The 17,440-nt window shown below is 65.3% G+C and carries 14 protein-coding genes; 9 read left to right on the forward strand and 5 right to left on the reverse strand.

Features of this window, described 5'->3' with window-relative positions; translation table 11 throughout:
* Positions 1 to 64 precede the first annotated feature (64 nt).
* Together ABD727_RS06215 and ABD727_RS06220 are read left to right on the forward strand one after the other, a co-directional pair.
* Positions 65 to 1,567 carry a DUF2868 domain-containing protein gene (locus ABD727_RS06215; RefSeq protein WP_344706519.1) on the forward strand — a complete coding sequence of 501 codons (1,503 nt, stop codon included), beginning with the start codon at positions 65 to 67 and terminating at the stop codon, positions 1,565 to 1,567.
* Between the two features lies 1 nt (position 1,568).
* Complete coding sequence (locus ABD727_RS06220) at positions 1,569 to 3,041, forward strand: DUF3482 domain-containing protein (protein ID WP_344706520.1); 1,473 nt, start codon at positions 1,569 to 1,571, stop codon at positions 3,039 to 3,041.
* 76 nt (positions 3,042 to 3,117) lie between these two features.
* Here the strand turns inward: ABD727_RS06220 and asd are convergent, their stop codons facing one another.
* Both asd and ABD727_RS06230 read right to left on the reverse strand, forming a co-directional pair.
* Positions 3,118 to 3,969 carry an archaetidylserine decarboxylase gene (asd, locus tag ABD727_RS06225; RefSeq protein WP_344706521.1) on the reverse strand — a complete coding sequence of 284 codons (852 nt, stop codon included), beginning with the start codon at positions 3,967 to 3,969 and terminating at the stop codon, positions 3,118 to 3,120.
* A 96-nt stretch (positions 3,970 to 4,065) separates the two neighbouring features.
* Complete coding sequence (locus ABD727_RS06230; protein WP_344706522.1) at positions 4,066 to 4,824, reverse strand: N-formylglutamate amidohydrolase; 759 nt, start codon at positions 4,822 to 4,824, stop codon at positions 4,066 to 4,068.
* 43 nt (positions 4,825 to 4,867) lie between these two features.
* Here ABD727_RS06230 and ABD727_RS06235 point away from each other — a divergent pair, with 43 nt between their 5' ends.
* Genes ABD727_RS06235 through ABD727_RS06265 form a run of 7 tightly spaced genes read left to right on the forward strand, consistent with a single transcriptional unit; the run spans position 4,868 to position 14,791 of the window.
* Positions 4,868 to 5,788 (forward strand): transglutaminase family protein, encoded by a 921-nt coding sequence (locus tag ABD727_RS06235; protein WP_344706523.1) that lies wholly within the window; start codon positions 4,868 to 4,870, stop codon positions 5,786 to 5,788.
* Positions 5,789 to 5,793: 5 nt separating this feature from the next.
* Complete coding sequence (locus ABD727_RS06240; protein WP_344706524.1) at positions 5,794 to 6,609, forward strand: transglutaminase-like domain-containing protein; 816 nt, start codon at positions 5,794 to 5,796, stop codon at positions 6,607 to 6,609.
* Positions 6,602 to 8,596, forward strand: coding sequence for a M3 family metallopeptidase (locus ABD727_RS06245; RefSeq protein WP_344706525.1), 1,995 nt, complete (start codon positions 6,602 to 6,604; stop codon positions 8,594 to 8,596). Before ABD727_RS06240 ends, ABD727_RS06245 begins: the two co-directional genes overlap by 8 nt.
* Before the next feature lie 2 nt (positions 8,597 to 8,598).
* Positions 8,599 to 10,074: a circularly permuted type 2 ATP-grasp protein gene (locus ABD727_RS06250; protein WP_344706526.1), complete on the forward strand. Its 1,476-nt coding sequence runs from the start codon at positions 8,599 to 8,601 to the stop codon at positions 10,072 to 10,074.
* Positions 10,052 to 10,993: an alpha-E domain-containing protein gene (locus ABD727_RS06255; protein WP_344706527.1), complete on the forward strand. Its 942-nt coding sequence runs from the start codon at positions 10,052 to 10,054 to the stop codon at positions 10,991 to 10,993. Before ABD727_RS06250 ends, ABD727_RS06255 begins: the two co-directional genes overlap by 23 nt.
* The gene (locus ABD727_RS06260) at positions 10,993 to 11,862 is read left to right on the forward strand and encodes a transglutaminase family protein (RefSeq protein ID WP_344706528.1); all 870 of its coding nucleotides are present in this window, start codon (positions 10,993 to 10,995) and stop codon (positions 11,860 to 11,862) included. Before ABD727_RS06255 ends, ABD727_RS06260 begins: the two co-directional genes overlap by 1 nt.
* Before the next feature lie 43 nt (positions 11,863 to 11,905).
* A complete protein-coding gene (locus ABD727_RS06265; RefSeq protein WP_344706529.1) occupies positions 11,906 to 14,791 on the forward strand; it encodes a hypothetical protein in 2,886 nt (961 codons plus the stop codon).
* Positions 14,792 to 14,964: 173 nt separating this feature from the next.
* Here ABD727_RS06265 and ABD727_RS06270 read toward each other — a convergent pair whose 3' ends face one another.
* From ABD727_RS06270 to ABD727_RS06280, 3 genes are all read right to left on the reverse strand, one after another.
* Positions 14,965 to 15,453, reverse strand: a complete 489-nt coding sequence (locus tag ABD727_RS06270; protein WP_344706530.1) for an OB-fold protein — start codon at positions 15,451 to 15,453, stop codon at positions 14,965 to 14,967.
* Positions 15,440 to 16,414, reverse strand: a complete 975-nt coding sequence (locus tag ABD727_RS06275) for a hypothetical protein (RefSeq protein ID WP_344706531.1) — start codon at positions 16,412 to 16,414, stop codon at positions 15,440 to 15,442. The genes ABD727_RS06270 and ABD727_RS06275 overlap by 14 nt, the downstream gene beginning before the upstream one ends.
* A gap of 748 nt (positions 16,415 to 17,162) precedes the next feature.
* Complete coding sequence (locus ABD727_RS06280; RefSeq protein WP_344706532.1) at positions 17,163 to 17,372, reverse strand: hypothetical protein; 210 nt, start codon at positions 17,370 to 17,372, stop codon at positions 17,163 to 17,165.
* Between the last annotated feature and the right edge of the window lie 68 nt (positions 17,373 to 17,440).

A 17,440-nucleotide genomic window follows, 5' to 3' on the forward strand; every position in this document is an offset into this window, starting at 1 on the left:
CGTCGGTGATTGCATCGTTCCGCGCACCGGCGAGTTGGGGCCGTGAACTGAAAAGGGCCGGCCATTGCTTCCAGATACGATCCGCATCGGTGAAGCCAGGGCGAGCAGGTTGTTGCTGGTCCGCGCCATCGAGACGGAAGATCGCGAGGCTGCCCTGCTGACGGCGGACGACCGTCTCTATGCTTCCAGCGCCGCCCTGTCGGGGCTGAAGGGGAGGCCGGGCACCCGCAACGAAGCCGCGCAATTCCTATCGCGCCGGGCCGAGATCGCGCTCGAGCGGCTTGGAGGCCGCTATCCCGGTCTGAACAAATATGTCGCTGCCGTTCGCTGGCCGGCCTGGCTGAGCATCGGCATACCGGCAGCGGCACTGTTGCTGGCTCTCTCGACGGACGCCTTTGCCGGCAATCGTCTCAACATCGTCGCCTTTCCGCTGCTGGGCCTGATCGCCTGGAATTTGGCGGTCTTCGTCGTCCTGGCTGTGGAATGGCTCGCCAGGGTGGTGCGGCCCGGAGTCCCGAAGGGCGGCTGGCTCGGCAACGCAATCCGCCGCGTCACCCAGCCGAGGAGCGACCGCCTCGCCGGCCAGCCGACGCTCGAGCGCGGACTGATCCGCTTCGCCGGCGACTGGGCGGACTCCTCCCGTGAGCTGACCGATGCGCGGCTGCGCCGGAGCCTGCACCTCGGCGCCGCCCTGTTTGCGGTGGGGGTGATCGCGGCCATGCTTCTTCGCGCCCGCTACATGGCCGATTATGAGGCTGGCTGGTCGGGCACCTGGGCGGGGGCCGAGCAGGAAATCGCCATTATCCTGCACGTCGTCCTGGGTCCCGCCAGCTTGCTGACGGGGCTTCCTCTCCCCGATGTCGAACAACTGAAGGAGCTTCGGGGAAGCGCCCAGAATGCAGGCAACTGGCTGCTCCTGTGGGCGGTCACGGCCTCGTTGTTCGTGATCCTTCCGCGGCTGCTGCTGGCCCTGCTGAGCGGGCTCAAGGCCGAGATCCTCCGGCGCGGTCTGCCGATCCGGCAGGACTTCTACTTCAGGGGCCTTCTTCGCGACGCCCTGGGCGAAGCGGGCAAGGCGCGGGTCGTCGCTTACGGCATCGATCTGGCCGGGGAGAGGCGCCAGCGCCTCGGTCGCATGTTGGGGGTCGCCCTTGGCGAAAAGGTCAGCATCAGCTTCGATGCACCCGTCGCCTATGGCGATGAGGACGAGTGGTTGTCGGACAATGCCGGCACGCTGTCTGACAGCGACTACCTCATCCTCCTGTTCAATCTCTCTTCGACCCCCGAGGCCGAAAATCACGGCGCCTTCGCTGGCGCTGTCCGAAAACAGCTGGCGGGCGGACCGGCCAGCCTCGTCGTCCTGCTCGAGGAGGGGGCGATGCGCGCGCGCCTGCCGGCTTCCCGCAGTTCAGACGGTCGCATCGCCGAGCGGGTGCGGGCCTGGAGTGCAGTCCTCGCCGGCGCCGGGGTCGAGCCCATCCTCACGTCCCTTGAAGCTGCAGCCGAGGACGAAGCGGCGCAGTCGCTGGAGCGCGGGCTTCTTCGCACCCGAACGGCGGCAGGCTGACATGACCACCGTCAATCTCAGCCTCATCAGCCACACCAACGCCGGAAAGACGACGCTTGCCCGCACCATCCTGCAGCAGGATGTCGGCGAAGTGCGCGACGCTGCGCATGTGACCCAGGTCGCGACCGGTTACCTCATGGTCCAGGCGGACGACGATGCGCTGATGCTGTGGGACACGCCCGGGTTCGGCGACACCGCGCGGCTGGTGCGCCGATTGCGGCTGTCGGGCAATCCGATCGGCTGGCTGCTCGGGCAGGTCTGGGACCGCTACCGCGACAAGCCCCTGTGGTCGAGCCAGCAGGCGGCTCGCAACGCGCGCGACGAGGCGGATGTCATCCTCTACCTCGTCAACGCCAGCGAGGATCCGATCGGCGCCGCTTACGTGCCACTCGAGATGGAGGTGCTGTCCTTCATCGGCAAACCGGTCGTGCTCCTGCTCAACCAGGCGGGCCCACCCAACGCTGAGGGAGTTGGCGACGAGGAACGCTGGAAGGAGCATCTCGGCTCGACCGGACTGGTTCGTGGCAGCCTGACGCTGGACGCCTTCGCCCGCTGCTGGGTCCAGGAGCTTACCCTCCTCCAGATGGTCGAGCCGCTCCTCCCGGCGGCCAAGCAGAGTGCCATGCGAGCGCTGATCGACGCTTGGTCGGAACGTAATCTCGACCGCTTCAAGCGATCGATGCAGACGCTTGCCAGGCAGCTCGCGGACACGGTCGCCGACCGCGAGGAGATTGGCGATCGCAAGTGGCACGACCGGGTGACCGGCGCGATCCTCAATCCGACCGGTGGCGAAATGTCGGCGGCAGGCAAGCGCGCCATCGGCAAGCTCGGCGAGCGGCTCGACAAGCGCATCCGGACGAGCACCGACGAGCTGATCCGGCTCCACGGCCTCTCGGGTCGCGCCGGCAACGAGATCCTTGCTCGCCTGCGCAGGGACTACACCGAAAGCGCGCCGGCGCGCGAAGGCATATCAGCGGTCCTCGGCGGCCTTGCCTCGGGCGCGGCAGGTGGTCTGGCCGCCGACCTGGCGGCAGGCGGGCTGACGCTTGGTGGCGGAATGGTGATCGGGAGCATCCTCGGGGCCCTCGGGGCCGGAAGCGCCGCCCGGGGCTACAACATGGTCCGGGGCGAGCAGACCAATGCGGCCCGGTGGTCCGAGGAAGCGTTCACCGGCTTCGTTCGCTCCGCCCTGCTTCGCTATCTCGCGGTCGCCCACTTCGGTCGTGGACGCGGGGACTGGGAGGAAGCCGAACACCCGACCAGCTGGCAGGCTGCCGTGCAGGAGCAGGTCGCCGACGAGCGGACCGACATCCGCCGGATCTGGGCCCGTGCCAAGGATACGCCCCTCGAGGAGCTGGCAGCGCAGATCGAGCGGCTGCTCGGTCGCTGCTCCGAGCGGCTGCTGGAAGCTTTCTATCCCGAGGCAAGGCGCCTGTTTGCGGGCGAACTTCAATCCCCGCCGGTGCCTGCCTGACGATCATCGGTCGGTCCTGACGTCGATCAATCGGATCGCCGACAGGTTCACGGCGCGCCGTGCTCGCCGAGAGTCCTCAGTTCGGACGATTGCCCATCATCTCGCCGAGCCGGACGGGTCGCTCCGGCGCCCAGTCTGGATTGAAGGCAATTGTGTCTTTTCTGAACAGCAGCACGACGGTCGAGCCGAGGAGGAAGCGACCCATCTCCTCGCCCTTCCTGAGCAGGATATGCTGGTCGCCATAATCCCATTCGGACACCTTGCCGGTGCGCTTTGGGTTGACGACGCCATGCCACACGGTGGCCATGCTGCCGACGATCGTGGCACCGACCAGGACCATCACGAACGAACCGTGCTCTGGCGAGTCAAAGACACAAACGACGCGCTCGTTGCGTGCGAATAGTTTCGGGACGCCGCGGGCGGTCACCGGATTCACCGAGAAAAGCGCCCCCGGCACATAGATCATGCGGGTAAGGCGGCCATCGCAAGGCATGTGCAGGCGATGGTAGTCCTTCGGCGACAGGTAGAGGTTGGCGAAGCTGCCGTGCCGGAAGTCTTCTGCCAGGGCTGCGTCGCCACCGACCAGCTCGGTCGTGGTGAAACCATGCCCCTTGGCCTGAACGATGTGATGATCGTCGATCGCTCCGAACTGGCTGATGGCGCCGTCGACGGGGCAGATGAAGTCGGCCGCCGCGAGCGGACGCGCTCCCGCCTTCAGGGGGCGCGTGAAGAAATCATTGAAGCTTCGGTAGCTGCCGAGGTCCGGATGCTCCGCCTCGGTCATGTCGACCTGATACTTCTCCACGAACCAGCGGATCAGGTGAGGAGTGAGAGCCGCGTCCCTGGCGCCGGCCACGCGCCCCGCCAAGGCGGTGAGGCGCTGCTTGGGCAGCAGATGTTGAAGCAGCACCTTCAGGCGGTCGGACAATCGCGGTCTTTCGAAAAGGGAAAACAGAAAAAGCAGGTCATGAAGCGCACGATGGCTGACGGGCGTTCCGAAAGGATGGGCCCGACGATGTCGCGGTCAAAGCGTTGGGTATTCGACAAGTGCGTATCGGAGAGCCTGTTCGATGCGGTCACACCAGGCGGCAACACCATCAGCATCGGCAAGCAGGTCCTGGCGGACCTCGATCTCGGCGTAAGGCAGCCGGCGTTCGTAGGCGTGGAAGGGAATGGTGTAGTCGATGGTGTCCATCGAATAAGGCTCGTTGTCCCCTGCGGTCAGCTCCGCGTCCCGGTCGAAGAAGGCCAGCATGGCGCGCGCGAAGCGGCTGTCGCCTGCATCGTGGAGGATGCCGACCTGCCAGGGTCGGTCGAACCCGCGCATTGAGGGGGTGAAGCTGTGCAGTGCGATCAGGATCGTCTGCTGACCAGCAGCGAGCCGGCGCTCGATGTCGCTTCCGATCGCTGCCTGATAGGGTGCGTGGATGGCTGCTGCCCGGGCGGCGGCGCCGGCCTGGTCAAGTCCGGAGTTGGCGGGAACCGCGGTTCCGTCGCTGACCGCCGGGATCGAGTCAGGGGCACCCGGACGCCGATTGCAGTCGATGACCAGCCGCGAATAGGTCTGGTGGATGAATGTCGCGTCGAGCCGGCTGGACAGCGCGGTCCCAAGGGCGCCGATCCCGATATCCACCGCGATGTGCCGTGTGCGCTCCTTCTCGTCGAGGCCGAGATCGGCAAGGAGGCGCGGAATGCGATTTCCGGCATGGTCGCCAAGCAGCAGGAACGGAGAAGGTGCCCTGGGGTTCAGCACATTGACGGGTGGCGGCTCATCAACAGCCAAGATAGGAGCGACCGGTGACGCTGCCACGGTGGGCCGATTTTGCATGACGATACTGACCATTTCTCATGTGACGCGCTACACTTACCGGCAGCCCGTGGCGTTCGGGGAGCACCGTATATTTGTCCGTCCGCGCGAAAGCTATGACCAGCATCTGCTCGAAGCGCGCTTGGATATCACGCCCGAACCCGCAGAATTGCGCTGGACCCAGGACGTGTTCGGCAATTCGCTTGCGCTTGCCACCTTTGATCGCCGGGCAAAGGAACTGCGGATCGACAGCTGGATCCGGATGAAGCACGACCCTCTGCTGACCGACGAGGTCGAGATCGAGCCCTACGCGCGGCGCTATCCCTTCGGTTATTCGCCCGACGAACTGCCAGACCTGCTCCGCTCGATGGAGCGCCAGCACAACGATCCCGAGCGGATCCTCGACCATTGGGCCCGGGCATTCGTCAAGAAGAGCAGCGAGACCGACACGCTGGCGATGCTGAGCGCGATGACCAACGCGATCCGCCGTGACTTCACCTATCTTCCGCGCGCCGAGAAGGGCACCCAGTCGCCGATCGAGACGCTCCAGAAGCGCCAGGGCACGTGCCGCGACTTCGCGGTGCTGATGATCGAAGCGTGCCGCGCGCTGGGACTCGCCGCCCACTTCGTCTCCGGCTATCTGTATAATCCCAAAGGAACTTCGGGGCGTATCGGGGGTGGCAGTACACATGCGTGGGTTCGGATTTTCCTCCCCGGCTCGGGCTGGGTCGAGTTTGATCCGACCAACGGCATCGTCGGCAATGCGGGCTTGATCCGCGTCGCCGTCGCCCGTGATCCCGCACAGGCGATCCCGATCTCCGGCACGTGGAGCGGCTTTCCCTCCAGCGACCTGGGAATGGCGGTCACCGTCGACGTCACCCTTGACGATTCCGCCCAATCCGTTTCCCCGGCGATCCGCGCCACTGCAGTGAGAAAGTAATCCGAATGTTGATCCGCGCCGGCTACGATATCCGTTTCACCTGCCGCCAGCCGACGCCGATGATGGCCCTTCTCGGTGTCCACGAATCGCGCCATCAGGATCTGCGCACCCAACCGAAGCTGGTCAGCGATCCCGCCATCGCCATGCACGACTACACCGACGGTTTCGGAAATGTCGCGACGCGCTTCGTCCTCCCCGAGGGCGAGACCTTGCTGTCGAACACCTTCGTCATCGAGGACAGCGGCGAACCCGACCGGGTGACCCCCGATGCGATCCAGCATCCGGTGGAAGACCTTCCGGACGATGTGCTCGTTTATCTCCTCGGCAGCCGCTACTGCGAGACCGACCGGCTGTCCGACACCGCCTGGGGGCTGTTCGGCCATGTCGCCCCCGGCTGGACCCGGCTCCAGGCCATCCTCGACTTCACCCACAAGCAGATCGAGTTCGGTTACCAGCATGCGCGGTCGACCAAGACCGCCTGGGATGCGCATCAGGAGCGGCGGGGCGTGTGCCGCGATTATGCCCACCTCGCCATTGCGTTGTGCCGCTGCATGAACATCCCGGCGCGCTACTGCACGGGCTTCCTCGGTGAGATCGGCGTACCCAAGGCCGACGCCCCGATGGATTTCTCGGCCTGGTTCGAAGCCTATCTCGGCGGCGAGTGGCACACGGTCGATGCCCGGCACAATTTTCCGCGGATCGGCCGGATCCTCATGGCTCGCGGGCGCGACGCCACCGACTGCGCGCTGACGACCGCCTTCGGTTCGGCGATCCTGACCGGCTTCGACGTCCATACCGATCTGGTCGACAGCATTGACTGATCCCTTGCTCGAGGAGTGGGCCGGACCGGCGGGCTCGCCCGATTTCGCTGCAATCAAGGCCGATCAGTTCTTGCCGGCGATCGACGCGGCGATCGCGCTCAGCCGAGCCGAACTGACCGCGATTACCGATAATCCCGCGGCACCCGACTTCGCCAACACCGTCGCTGCGCTCGAGCGCTCCGGCGCCGCGCTGGCGCGGGTGCGGCGGATCTTCTGGATGCTCTCCTCGGCGCAGGCCGACGACGGCATTCACGCGATCGAGGCCGAGGTGTCGGCGCGATTGACGGCCTGGGGTACGGAAGTCAGCCAGAACGCGGCGCTCTTTGCCCGCATCGCCGCGGTGTGGAAGGGGCGCGACAGCCTCGATCCCGAGCAGGCGCGACTGGTCGACAACAGCTACAAGGGGTTCGTGGCCGGCGGCGCGGCGCTGGAGCCGGAGGCCAAGCGCCGGCTGGCCGAGATCAGCGAGCGCCTTGGAATGCTCGGGGTGACATTCGGCCAGAATGTCCTTGCCGCGACCAATGCGACCGAGGTCCTTGTCGCCGAGGACGAGGCAGGAGGTATTCCCGACGACCTGCGTGCGGTGGCGGCCGCAGCGGCCGCGGCCAGGGGCCTGACGGGACAGCTGCTGTTCGGGCTCGACCGCGGCACCTACGAAGGGCTCCTGACCTTCGCCGACACGCGATCGGTGCGAGAGCGGGTTTGGCGTGCGTTCACCGCGCGATGCCAGGCGGGCCCTTACGACAACTATCCGCTGATCGCCGAGATCGTCGCGCTTCGGAACGAGAAGGCGCGGCTGCTCGGTTACGACAACTATGCCGATTTCGCGCTGGAAGATGCGATGGCCAGGACTCCGGCGGCTGCCGCCGGGTTGATGGAAAGGGTCTGGCGGCCTGGCCTCATCCAGGCCGAACGCGAAGCGGCGGCGCTGCAGGAGATCGTCGACCGTGACGGCGGCGGCTTCACGCTCGCCGCTTGGGACTGGCGCTATTTTTCCGACCGCGTGCGCCGCGAGCGCTACGCCTATGACTCGGGCGCGATCCGGTCGCGCCTGTCGCTGGGCAAGGTTCGAGCAGCCGCCTTCGCTGCCGCCGGACGTCTATACGGGTTGCGCTTCACCCGCCGCCCCGACGTATCGGTCTACCATCCCGACGTCGCCGCCTGGTCGGTCGACAATGACGACGGGACACGGGTCGGGCTGCTGTTCACCGACTATCTCGCCCGGCCCGAAAAACATGGCGGGGCGTGGATGGGCAGCCTCCGAGTCCAGGAGAAGATCGACGGGCCGGTTCGACCGATCGTCTATACGGTCGCCAACTTCACCCGCGCCGAGCCCGAGGATGCCGCTCTGCTCTCGCTCGACGAGGCGCGAACCCTGTTCCACGAGTTCGGCCACGCGCTTCATGCCCTGCTGTCCGACGTCACCTATCCCAGCCTCGCCGGGACGGCGGTGGCACGCGACTTCGTCGAATTCCCGAGCAAGCTGATGGAGCATTGGGTCGCCTCGCCCGAAGCATTGCGCGGCTTCGGCATCCCCGCCGACCTGGCCGACGCCGTCGCGCGCGCCGAAACCTTCGGTCAGGGGTTCGCGACAATCGAATTCCTCGCCTCGGCGATCGTCGACCTGAAGCTCCACCAGGCGCAGCCGCCGCCAACCGATATCGAAGCGTTCGAGCGCGACACCCTGGCCGCGCTCGCAATGCCCGCAGCGATCGGGATGCGCCATCGGCTTGCCTACTTCACCCACGTCTTCGACGGCGGCTATGCGAGCGCCTACTACAGCTACCTGTGGGCGGAAGTCCTGGATGCCGACGTCTTCGAGGCGTTCACCGCGACGGGCAACCTGTTCGATCGCGATCTCGCCGACCGGCTCCGGCGCGAGGTCCTGGCGCGGGGTGATGCGCGCGATCCGATGCAGTCCTTCACTGCCTTCCGCGGCCGCCAGCCCGACGAAGCCGCGCTTCTGCGCGCACGCTGCCTGGCCTGACGATGGCAAGGCGCAAGGCGTTTGACGAACTGTGGGGGCAGGGCGCCGGCGAAACCGCGCGTCCCGGGTTCGAGCAACTGGGCGACTGGCTCCGCGAGACTCCGGTGCACGAGCTCGCCCGCCGCCAGGCCATGGCCGAAGCCGCTTTCCGCAGCCTCGGCATCACCTTCAGCGTCTACGGGGATGAGCAAGCGGGGGAGCGGATCATTCCGTTCGACATCATCCCGCGGCTGTTCACCGCCGCCGAATGGTCGGGATTGTCGCTCGGGCTCGAGCAGCGGGTGCGTGCCCTCAATGCCTTCGTCGCCGACGTCTATGGCCCGCGGCATATCCTGAAAGACGGAATAGTCCCCGAGGACATCATCCTCGGCAACCCTCAGTTCTGCATCCCTGCGAACGGTGCCGTGCCGCCGCACGGGATCTACACCCACATCTGCGGGATCGACATTGTCCGCACCGGAGCGGACGACTTCTTCGTCCTCGAGGACAATGCGCGAACTCCTTCGGGCGTGTCCTACATGCTCGAGAATCGCGAGGCGATGCTGCGCCTTTGCCCCGAATTGTTCGCGCAACTCGAGGTGCAGCCGATCGATACCTATCCCGACCTCCTGCGGGACATGCTCTATTCGGTCGCCCCGCGCGGATCGCACTCACCGGTCTGCGTGCTGCTCACGCCGGGCCATTACAACAGCGCCTTCTACGAACACAGTTTCCTCGCCGACAGCATGGGTATCGAGCTGGTCGAGGGCCGCGATCTCGAGGTTGCGGACGACATCGTCTACATGCGGACGATCGAGGGCAAGGTCCGGGTCGACGTCATCTATCGCCGTATCGACGACGCCTTCCTTGATCCGCTGACGTTCAATCCGGAAAGCGGCCTCGGCGTCCCCGGGTTGATGGCGGCCTATCGCGCGGGGAACGTGACCATCGTCAATGCGCCCGGGACGGGGATCGCCGACGACAAGGCGGTCTACAGCTTCATGCCGGAAATCGTCCGCTACTACATGGGCGAGGAGGCGCGCATCCCCAACGTCGAGACGTTCCGCTGCCGTGAGCCCGAAGCACTTCGCTACACGCTCGATCACCTCGAGCAGCTGGTGGTCAAGCTGGTCGACGGATCTGGCGGCTACGGGATGTTGGTCGGCCCGACCGCGTCGAAGCAGCAGATCGCCGACTTCCGCGCCGCGCTGATCGCCGAGCCGCAGCGCTACATCGCCCAGCCGACCCTTGCGCTGTCGACCGTCCCGACCCTGACCGATGCCGGTGTCGCCCCGCGCCACGTCGATTTCCGCCCGTTTGTGCTGAGCGGCGCCGAGCGGGTCACCATCGTTCCCGGTGGCCTCACCCGGGTCGCGCTCGAGGATGGTTCGCTGGTCGTCAATTCGAGCCAGGGCGGGGGCACCAAGGACAGCCTGATCATCGCCGGCCCCGTCCAAGCGGAACAGGAGGAGCAGCATGCTCTCCCGTACAGCCGCTAACCTCTACTGGATCGGCCGCTACATGGAGCGCGCCGAGTTCACCACGCGGCTGATCGAGGCGACCTTGCGCCTGTCGTCGCTGTCCTATGGCGCCGACGCTGCCAGCGCGACCTGGGAAAGTGCCCTTGCAGTGGTCGGCCGCGGTCCGGCTCCCGGGCAGACCGCGGCGCCGGGTGCAACCGCATTCAACGTCTGCCGGACGCTCGCGCTCGACCTCGACAACCCCAATTCGATCCGCTCCTGCCTGTCGCGGGCGCGCGACAATGCCCGCTCGGCGCGCAATGCGCTTTCCTCCGAGGTGTGGCAGGCGATCAACCGCGCCTGGCTCGACGTCGGTGACCGCACCAGCCCCGGAAGTGTCCAGCACACCCTCGCCCTGATCGACTCGCTCAAGGCCAGCAGCCGCGGGTTCGAAGGCGCACTTGCGCGCATGCTGCGCCATGAAGGCTTCTGGTTCATGCGCCTCGGCTCTGCGGTCGAACGCGGGGACAACAGCGCGCGGCTGCTCGACGTCAAATATTATCTGCTCCTGCCCAAGGGGCAGAAGGTCGGCGGCGTGCTTGATCGCGATCAGTGGACGGCGATCCTGCACACGGTGTCGGCGCGCAATGCCTACCGCCTCTTCTACCGCGACACGCTCAAGCCGTGGCTGGTTGCGGACCTTTTGCTGTTCCGCAGCGAACTGCCGCGTTCGGTCGCCGGGGCCTCGGCCGAAGTCGTCGACCTGCTGGCCGAGATCGGCGGTCGCACCGGGCGACAGGGGGAGGCCGACCGCCTCGCGCGCCTGCGCCACTCGCGACTGACCGACACCAATATCGACGAGGTGTTCCGCAGCGGCCTGCACGAATTCCTCAAGGACTATGTCGCCGAGAACGCACGGATCGACGCTGCCATTTCACAGCAGTTCCGCTTTCCCTGATGCGCCTGACGATCAGCCATCGCACGCGCTTCCGCTTTGCCCGGCCGCTGGGCGACGCGATCCAGATGCTGCGCCTGACGCCGCTCAGCTGCCTCAACCAGACGGTCCTCGACTGGCGGATCGACGTCGATTGCGACGCCCGCCTGCGCGAGGCCCGGGATGGCTATGGCAACTGCGTCACCGCACTGTACGTCGACCAGCCCGTGACGACCCTGACGATCACCGCGCAAGGTCAGGTCGTGACCGAGGACCGCGCCGGGGTCGTGTCCGGACTTTCGAGCGACCTGCCGCCGGGCGTGTTCCTCCGCCCGACTTCGCTGACTGTGCCCGATGACGCGCTCCGCACCTTCGCCGACGAGATCGCGGGGAGGGTGCCGGCACCGCTCGATCGCCTCCATGCTCTCAACGCCAGCCTGTCCGAGCGGATGACCTACGACGTCGCCACCTCGAGCGTGTCGACCACCGCCGCCGAAGCCTTCGCCACCGGGCGCGGGGTGTGTCAGGACTATGCCCACATCTTCATCGCCGCGGCGCGTGCCGGCGGAATTCCTGCCCGCTATGTGTCAGGCCACCTTTACCGCCGCGACGGGGCGGGCACCCAGCCGGCCAGCCACGCCTGGATCGAGGCCTGGGTCGAGGACCTCGGGTGGGTCGCATTCGACCCGACCAACGGCATCTGTGCCGACGATGCCTATGTGCGGATCGCGTCCGGCCTCGACTTTGCCGACGTGTCGCCGATCGTCGGTGCACGGCGGGGTGGTGGCGAGGAGGAGCTGACCGTCGAGGTCCGGGTCACCAGTTCGGCACGCAGCCGCCAGTCGCAGCGGCAAGGCAGCGGCGGTTCGTGGCAGCAGCAATCGCAAGGATGATCGAAGCGGGTGGGCAGGATGGCCGTTCACCCGCCCTAAGCCGGTGAAGATGCTCGCCGGGCCGTCGGGTGACGTGACCCCGGCGGCTCTGGCTGCGCGCGACGCGGCGAACGGCTATGCCGCGCAGGCCGCTCTCAGCGCCAGCGCGGCCAGCGGCTCGGCAGGGCAGGCGGCTGGTGCAATCTCGACGGCCCAGGCATGGGCGCAGGGCCCGGCGCCCGGCCAGGGGCTGCTCGTCAAGAGCGCGAAGGGTTGGGTCGACACTGCCAGCGCCGATGCGGCCTATGCGGCGGGCGTCCGCGACAACATCGTCGACCTGCTGGCGGGCACGACTCTCTCGGGCAAGCTGACCATCCCGGTCGTCGACCGTGCGGCGCTCAAATCGATCACCGAGAAGAACGTCGGCGACGTCTTCCTGTTGATGGAGCAGGGCCGCGTCGGTGAGTTCGAGTGGCGCGCTGGCGACTACTCCGCTCAGATCACGCAGGACAATCGCGAGGCGCTGTTCATCAAGGCCAACGACACGGCCTCGAGCGCGGGCGCCTTCGTCCGAGTGCTGCGCGGCTTCACCTTCCTCGCGACTTGGTGGGGCCTGACCCCGGACACGACCGAGTGCGTGCCCATCCTCAACGACGCGCTGATGTCGATCCCGGCTGGCTCCACGCTGATGCTGCCGCCATTCACGATGCTTACCTCGCAGCTCGAGTCCCAGATCTTCATCCGGAACAACGGCGTTCGTCTAACCGGGCATGGCTTTGCGTCGCGGATCAAGAAGGTCGACGGCTCATCCTATGGGCAGGGCATCAGCCTGCTTTACATCCAGGCCCGGGACATCGAAGTCGACCACTTCCGCATCTCGCAGAGCAACCTGCCGGCAATTGGCTCCAACAACCCCGCCTGCATCGCGGTCACGACCAGCTGGGACACGACCAACCTTCCTCGCCTGCTCGAGAACATCGCCATCCATGACGTGCTTCTCGACGACACGGGCCTTGGCTTGGTCGTCGGCGCTTCTGCCAAGGATGCGCCTGCCACTGACTGGATCGCCTCGCGCAACATCCATGCCTGGAACCTCACCATCCGGCACAAGTGCCAGGCGATGAGCGTCTTCGGCACCGACGACTTCCGAGCGCACGACTTCCTGTTCCAGTCGGACATCACCGACGGCACGGTCTTCTCGCCCAACCTTCGCATCCTTGCCTCGGAGCGGGTGGACATTCGCAACGGGCGCATTGCCTGTGGCGGCACGGCTGGCGGCTCCTCGAGCTCGAACCTTGGCATTGCCATCGTCGAGGGCTCGTTCCGTACCGGCACCCCGGCAATGCGTCGCCAGCTTCGCGACGTAACGCTCGACAACATCCGGGTCGAGAATGCCGCCAAGCCGCTGTCCATGAACGAATGCCTCGGGACCCTTCGCATCTCGCGGCTGCACACCGTCAACGACCGGACCAGCACGGACGAGCGCATCGGCCTGCTCAGTGTCCTTTCCGAGCCCGACGCGCTTCACCCGGTTCACGGCATCGACGAGCTGATCGTCGAGGACTGCATCTTCGATGGTGTGTCGCTGCCGGTGAAGCTGAGCGGCACCCGCATGGGCAGCTTCACCTACCGGCGCAACAAGATCATCGGCAACGCCCGTGATCCGGTGGCGCTTGGCGTTCCGGGCTATAGCATCGACATGAGCGAGTCCTCGCGGCCGCTCTTCACCGACATTCAGGACAATGACTTCCTGATCCACGGCACGGCTGTCCCGGTTGCTATGGGCAACATGGCCGAGGGCGAGCTGGTGACGATCATCAATAACCGCTTCCCTGAGGCTTCCGCCTCGCTCGCTGCGGCAGGAACGGGCCACCACAGCGCAATTCCGGCATACGTCCGCAATGACATCGACGGCCCGCTTATCCAAGGCGTGACCGGGGTTCCTATTCCATTCGGGAAGAACTATCGCCACCCGCCAGGCGCTCTTGAGCGGCTCCGATCGGGCGCCCCGATCGTGCATCCCGCGCTTCCGGCGGCAGCGGATTGGACACGCAACGTTCCGACTGGTGTCACGGAGAACCCGGCCAACACCTTCACGCGGACGGCGGCTGACAGCACCACCGGCTTCGACAAGATCGTTACTTCGTCCGAATTGATGACCGGCGATTTTCAGCTGTCTTGGCGGGTGAAGCAGCAGTGCGCTGGCACCGCAATCGGGGTGGCAACAAGCGCCGGCGTAATCCGCTTCCGTGTCCGCTACCAGCACCCTTCCGTGTATTTCTACGACGGCAATACCGAAGACGGTGGGGGCTCTTACGGGGTGGATGTTGTTGAGACCCTGCGCCGGGTCGGCGGTCGGCTGCAACTCTTAAGGGGCGGCGCGCTGCTTCAGGATCTCGCCGTCTCTCCGACCGAGCCGCTAAAGCTGTCGATCTACACCTTCAAACAGGGGGAAGCGATCGAGGTTCTGCGATTCGCCGGCACTACCTCAACCACTGACGGAGGCACGGGCGGCACGGGCGGCACCGGTGGCACGGGCGGAACCGGAGGCACGACCAATCCTGAGCTTCTGACCAACACGCCCGCCGCGTTCGACGGCCGCGTCGGCACTCCAACCCTCACTCAGCCCAGCGCAGGCGTTCTCGTGATGACGCAGAACGCAGCCGGCGACCTCTGTCGCCAGGTAATCAGCGGCCTTGAGGTGGGGGCAAGCTACAAGCTGACCGGCACACTGGCGGCCTCGAGCGGGGTGAAGGCCACGATCCAGCTTGGCGGCGGCGTAAGCGCGCAGCACGAACTCCGAGCGGGATCGACGATCAACCTCACTGTGATGTTACCGGGACCGTCAACTGCCGTCGCTGTCGATCTTCGCGTCCTCGATGGCATCGACGGATGGGGCGCGATGGGAGACACCGCGACCTTCACCAACCTCAGCTTCAAGAAGGTCTAGATCTCATCCTCAGCCCAGCAGTTGAGGCACATTGGATCGCCAGGCTTGGAAACAGGCTTGGCGCATGGCTCACAGAGGCCATCGGCGCGCCGCTTGCGGCGTACTCTGCTGCTCTCAAGTGAGGCTTTAAGGGGAAAAGCAGGGCCTTCAGAAGGTTTTCGACTCCGGGCGTGTTAGAAGGATGGTCTCGCCCCCATCCCGGAGTCCTCTAAGATACTGCAATTGGAGAGCACCGGAATTTCCGCCATCTCAGTAACCGCGTCGCAGCGAAGGCTTACGGTCGCTCCCCTCGTCAGCTTCGACGCCAATGCATGGTCTTGAGGCGCCAACCTGGCTTGCAGCGGCATGAATTCATTGATGCCGCCGAGCTTCAGGAAGGGCTCACTATATTCCCGAGCGACGCCGTCTAGCACACCACTGACCCGGAGCCGCCGTCCGCCGAAGCGCTCCTGAGCAGCCTCGTCGTTCGTGTGATACGCAAGGGCAAGATCGTGGGCAGTGACTTCAATCACCGGCTCTGCAGCACGGCTGCTGAATACGTCTTTCGCCAAGTAGTCGATTACAGGAAGGAAGACTGAGAGCACGGCGAACAACACGGCCATGCCGAGCACGAGTTTGTTCTGGGTGCTCAACTTTCCAGCCTCGGAATTAGCGAAACGCATCTAGGCCACTCCTCAAGGCAAACGGGCCTTGCAACCTGCTGAAGTAAGGTAAACGCAACACCCGCTCGAGGGCCACCGCCGCAAGCATGAGCAGCAAGATGCGTGACGGTGCGGTGTAGCGAGCTTCCGTGTGCAGCAGCAAGTGCACTCCTGCGAGGTAGAACGTGACGTAGGGCAGAAAGGTGCGCCGGGTAAGCCAGGCCCCTCCCAGAGCAAGCACAAAGATTATGGCGGAGGACACTGCGAGAATCCAAGCGATCGGCGCTGGGACCTGTGGTGGATAGGAGCTCGTGTTCCAGAGCGCCCAAAGGTTGCGGACGACGTGCTTCGCGTAGGAGAGCGGGTCATTCTGGATGCGAGAAACCGCAAGAGCCAGTAGTCTAGAGTTGACATCACTCTGCAAGGCACTCGGATAAAGGAATGGATTCCAGGGTGGGTGAAGCGGGGGCGCTCCGACTGATTCATTGACGGAGCGAACCTCGCGGGCGAGTCCTGAGGCCTCCGCCATAGGAGTCGCCTCTTGCTGGTAGAGCGCGTTCAAGTCCGAAGGAGGCAGCTTCCCCTGCCATGTCGCTAGGTATAGCGAGGAGCCAACGGCCGACGCCACTGGGAGAGGAGACGGTTTTCCAAATGTAACGGCGTTCCATACCGCGTATGGAGTGAGGACGGCCGCCGCGGCCAGTATCGGCAGGACGGCTTCCTTCCATCGGCGTGTCAACACAAGATAGGCCGCGATCAGGAAAGGCAGGAGCGCAAGATCGGGCCGGACCATTGTCAACAGTCCGCACGTCGCTCCCGCGGCAATCAGGTGACCGACAGAGGGCTGTCGCAGGAGCCAGATGGCCAGCGTCGTGAGGCCAGCCGTTGCGACTGCCTCGGACATGACTGCGCTGCTGTACAGTGCGATCATGGGGTAGCCGGCGCAAAGCATCAGGAAAAACAGCCTGGCGGTCCGGTCCAACGTGCGAGCTGCCAGAGCAATCGCCGCACCCACAAGGGCCAATTGGAGGAACACTACAACTGCGAGGTGTAGTCCGGCGCCGTAATGCAAAGCGGCGAGGATAGCGGGATAGCCGGGCGCCCAAACCGCCTCCGGCGTTGTGCCGTCTGGGCTGAAAAATCCAGCAGAAAGGTTCTTAGCTAAAGCAAGATACCTCGCAGAGTCAGCAGAGCGCATCCAGGGCGCTGTGAGCAACAATACGGCAATGAACTGTAGTGCGACGAGCACGGCAGCTACAGCTGAAAAGACTGGAACCAGCCTTGACGCTGTCCCGTCTTGGCTCGCCGCAGCGCTAGTGCTCAAAATAGGTGCGCGAAGCGCGGGTCGAAGTGCAGCGCTAAAGCGCCGACGCCTAGGACGACCAGAGCTAAGGCTGAAGTTGGGTCCACTCGCTCGACGATAGCAAGGTACTGGCGAAGAAAGCGCATGCGGCCTTAATAGTCGGCTAAATTAATCAGGCAAGCTCATAGCCTTCGAGCACTCGGAGGCAGAATCATCCGGTCTGAGACTTGATGAAGCCGTCAAACAGCTGGGGGCCGGCTAATGCCAATAGCGCGGCAACGGCGCCAATCAGGGCAGCGCAGGCTGCCAGGAACAGCCAGTCCTGTGGAGACCATCGGCGGAAAAATCGTCGGAGGCGCATTCCTGCTCATAAGACAGCATTCTTCGCGAGGGAAGGTGAGTTCGGAGAAGCACGGGCGGCAAACCCCTAGGCGAGGTTTGCAGTCTTCCAGTTCCTCACAAAGGCGCTCGCAAGCTCGAGCATGGCGATAGCCCGATCATAGTCCTCTTCCGATTGGCCATCATCCGGATTGCTGTTCGAGCCAGCCGATAGCCTCATCGCTTCGGCGGCGAGCATCCCTGCGCTGCTTTTGTCCACGGCCAGCGGCCGACTGGGGAATGGCACGACGTCGCTCATCCCACTTTCTAGGTCCAACCCCGCGCAATTGTCCACACGCGACCACCCACCGCGCCACCTACCACAGG

It is taken from the genome of Sphingomonas swuensis (genome assembly GCF_039538045.1).
Classification (GTDB): domain Bacteria; phylum Pseudomonadota; class Alphaproteobacteria; order Sphingomonadales; family Sphingomonadaceae; genus Sphingomicrobium; species Sphingomicrobium swuense.

Excerpts from the sequence above, each read along its gene's own strand:
- ABD727_RS06235 (WP_344706523.1), top strand. The coding sequence starts at position 4,868 with ATGACGATACTGACCATTTCTCATGTGACGCGCTACACTTACCGGCAG.
- ABD727_RS06260 (WP_344706528.1), top strand. The coding sequence starts at position 10,993 with ATGCGCCTGACGATCAGCCATCGCACGCGCTTCCGCTTTGCCCGGCCG.
- ABD727_RS06250 (WP_344706526.1), top strand. The coding sequence starts at position 8,599 with ATGGCAAGGCGCAAGGCGTTTGACGAACTGTGGGGGCAGGGCGCCGGC.
- ABD727_RS06220 (WP_344706520.1), top strand. The coding sequence starts at position 1,569 with ATGACCACCGTCAATCTCAGCCTCATCAGCCACACCAACGCCGGAAAG.
- ABD727_RS06270 (WP_344706530.1), bottom strand. The coding sequence starts at position 15,453 with ATGCGTTTCGCTAATTCCGAGGCTGGAAAGTTGAGCACCCAGAACAAA.
- ABD727_RS06255 (WP_344706527.1), top strand. The coding sequence starts at position 10,052 with ATGCTCTCCCGTACAGCCGCTAACCTCTACTGGATCGGCCGCTACATG.
- ABD727_RS06240 (WP_344706524.1), top strand. The coding sequence starts at position 5,794 with ATGTTGATCCGCGCCGGCTACGATATCCGTTTCACCTGCCGCCAGCCG.
- ABD727_RS06280 (WP_344706532.1), bottom strand. The coding sequence starts at position 17,372 with ATGAGCGACGTCGTGCCATTCCCCAGTCGGCCGCTGGCCGTGGACAAA.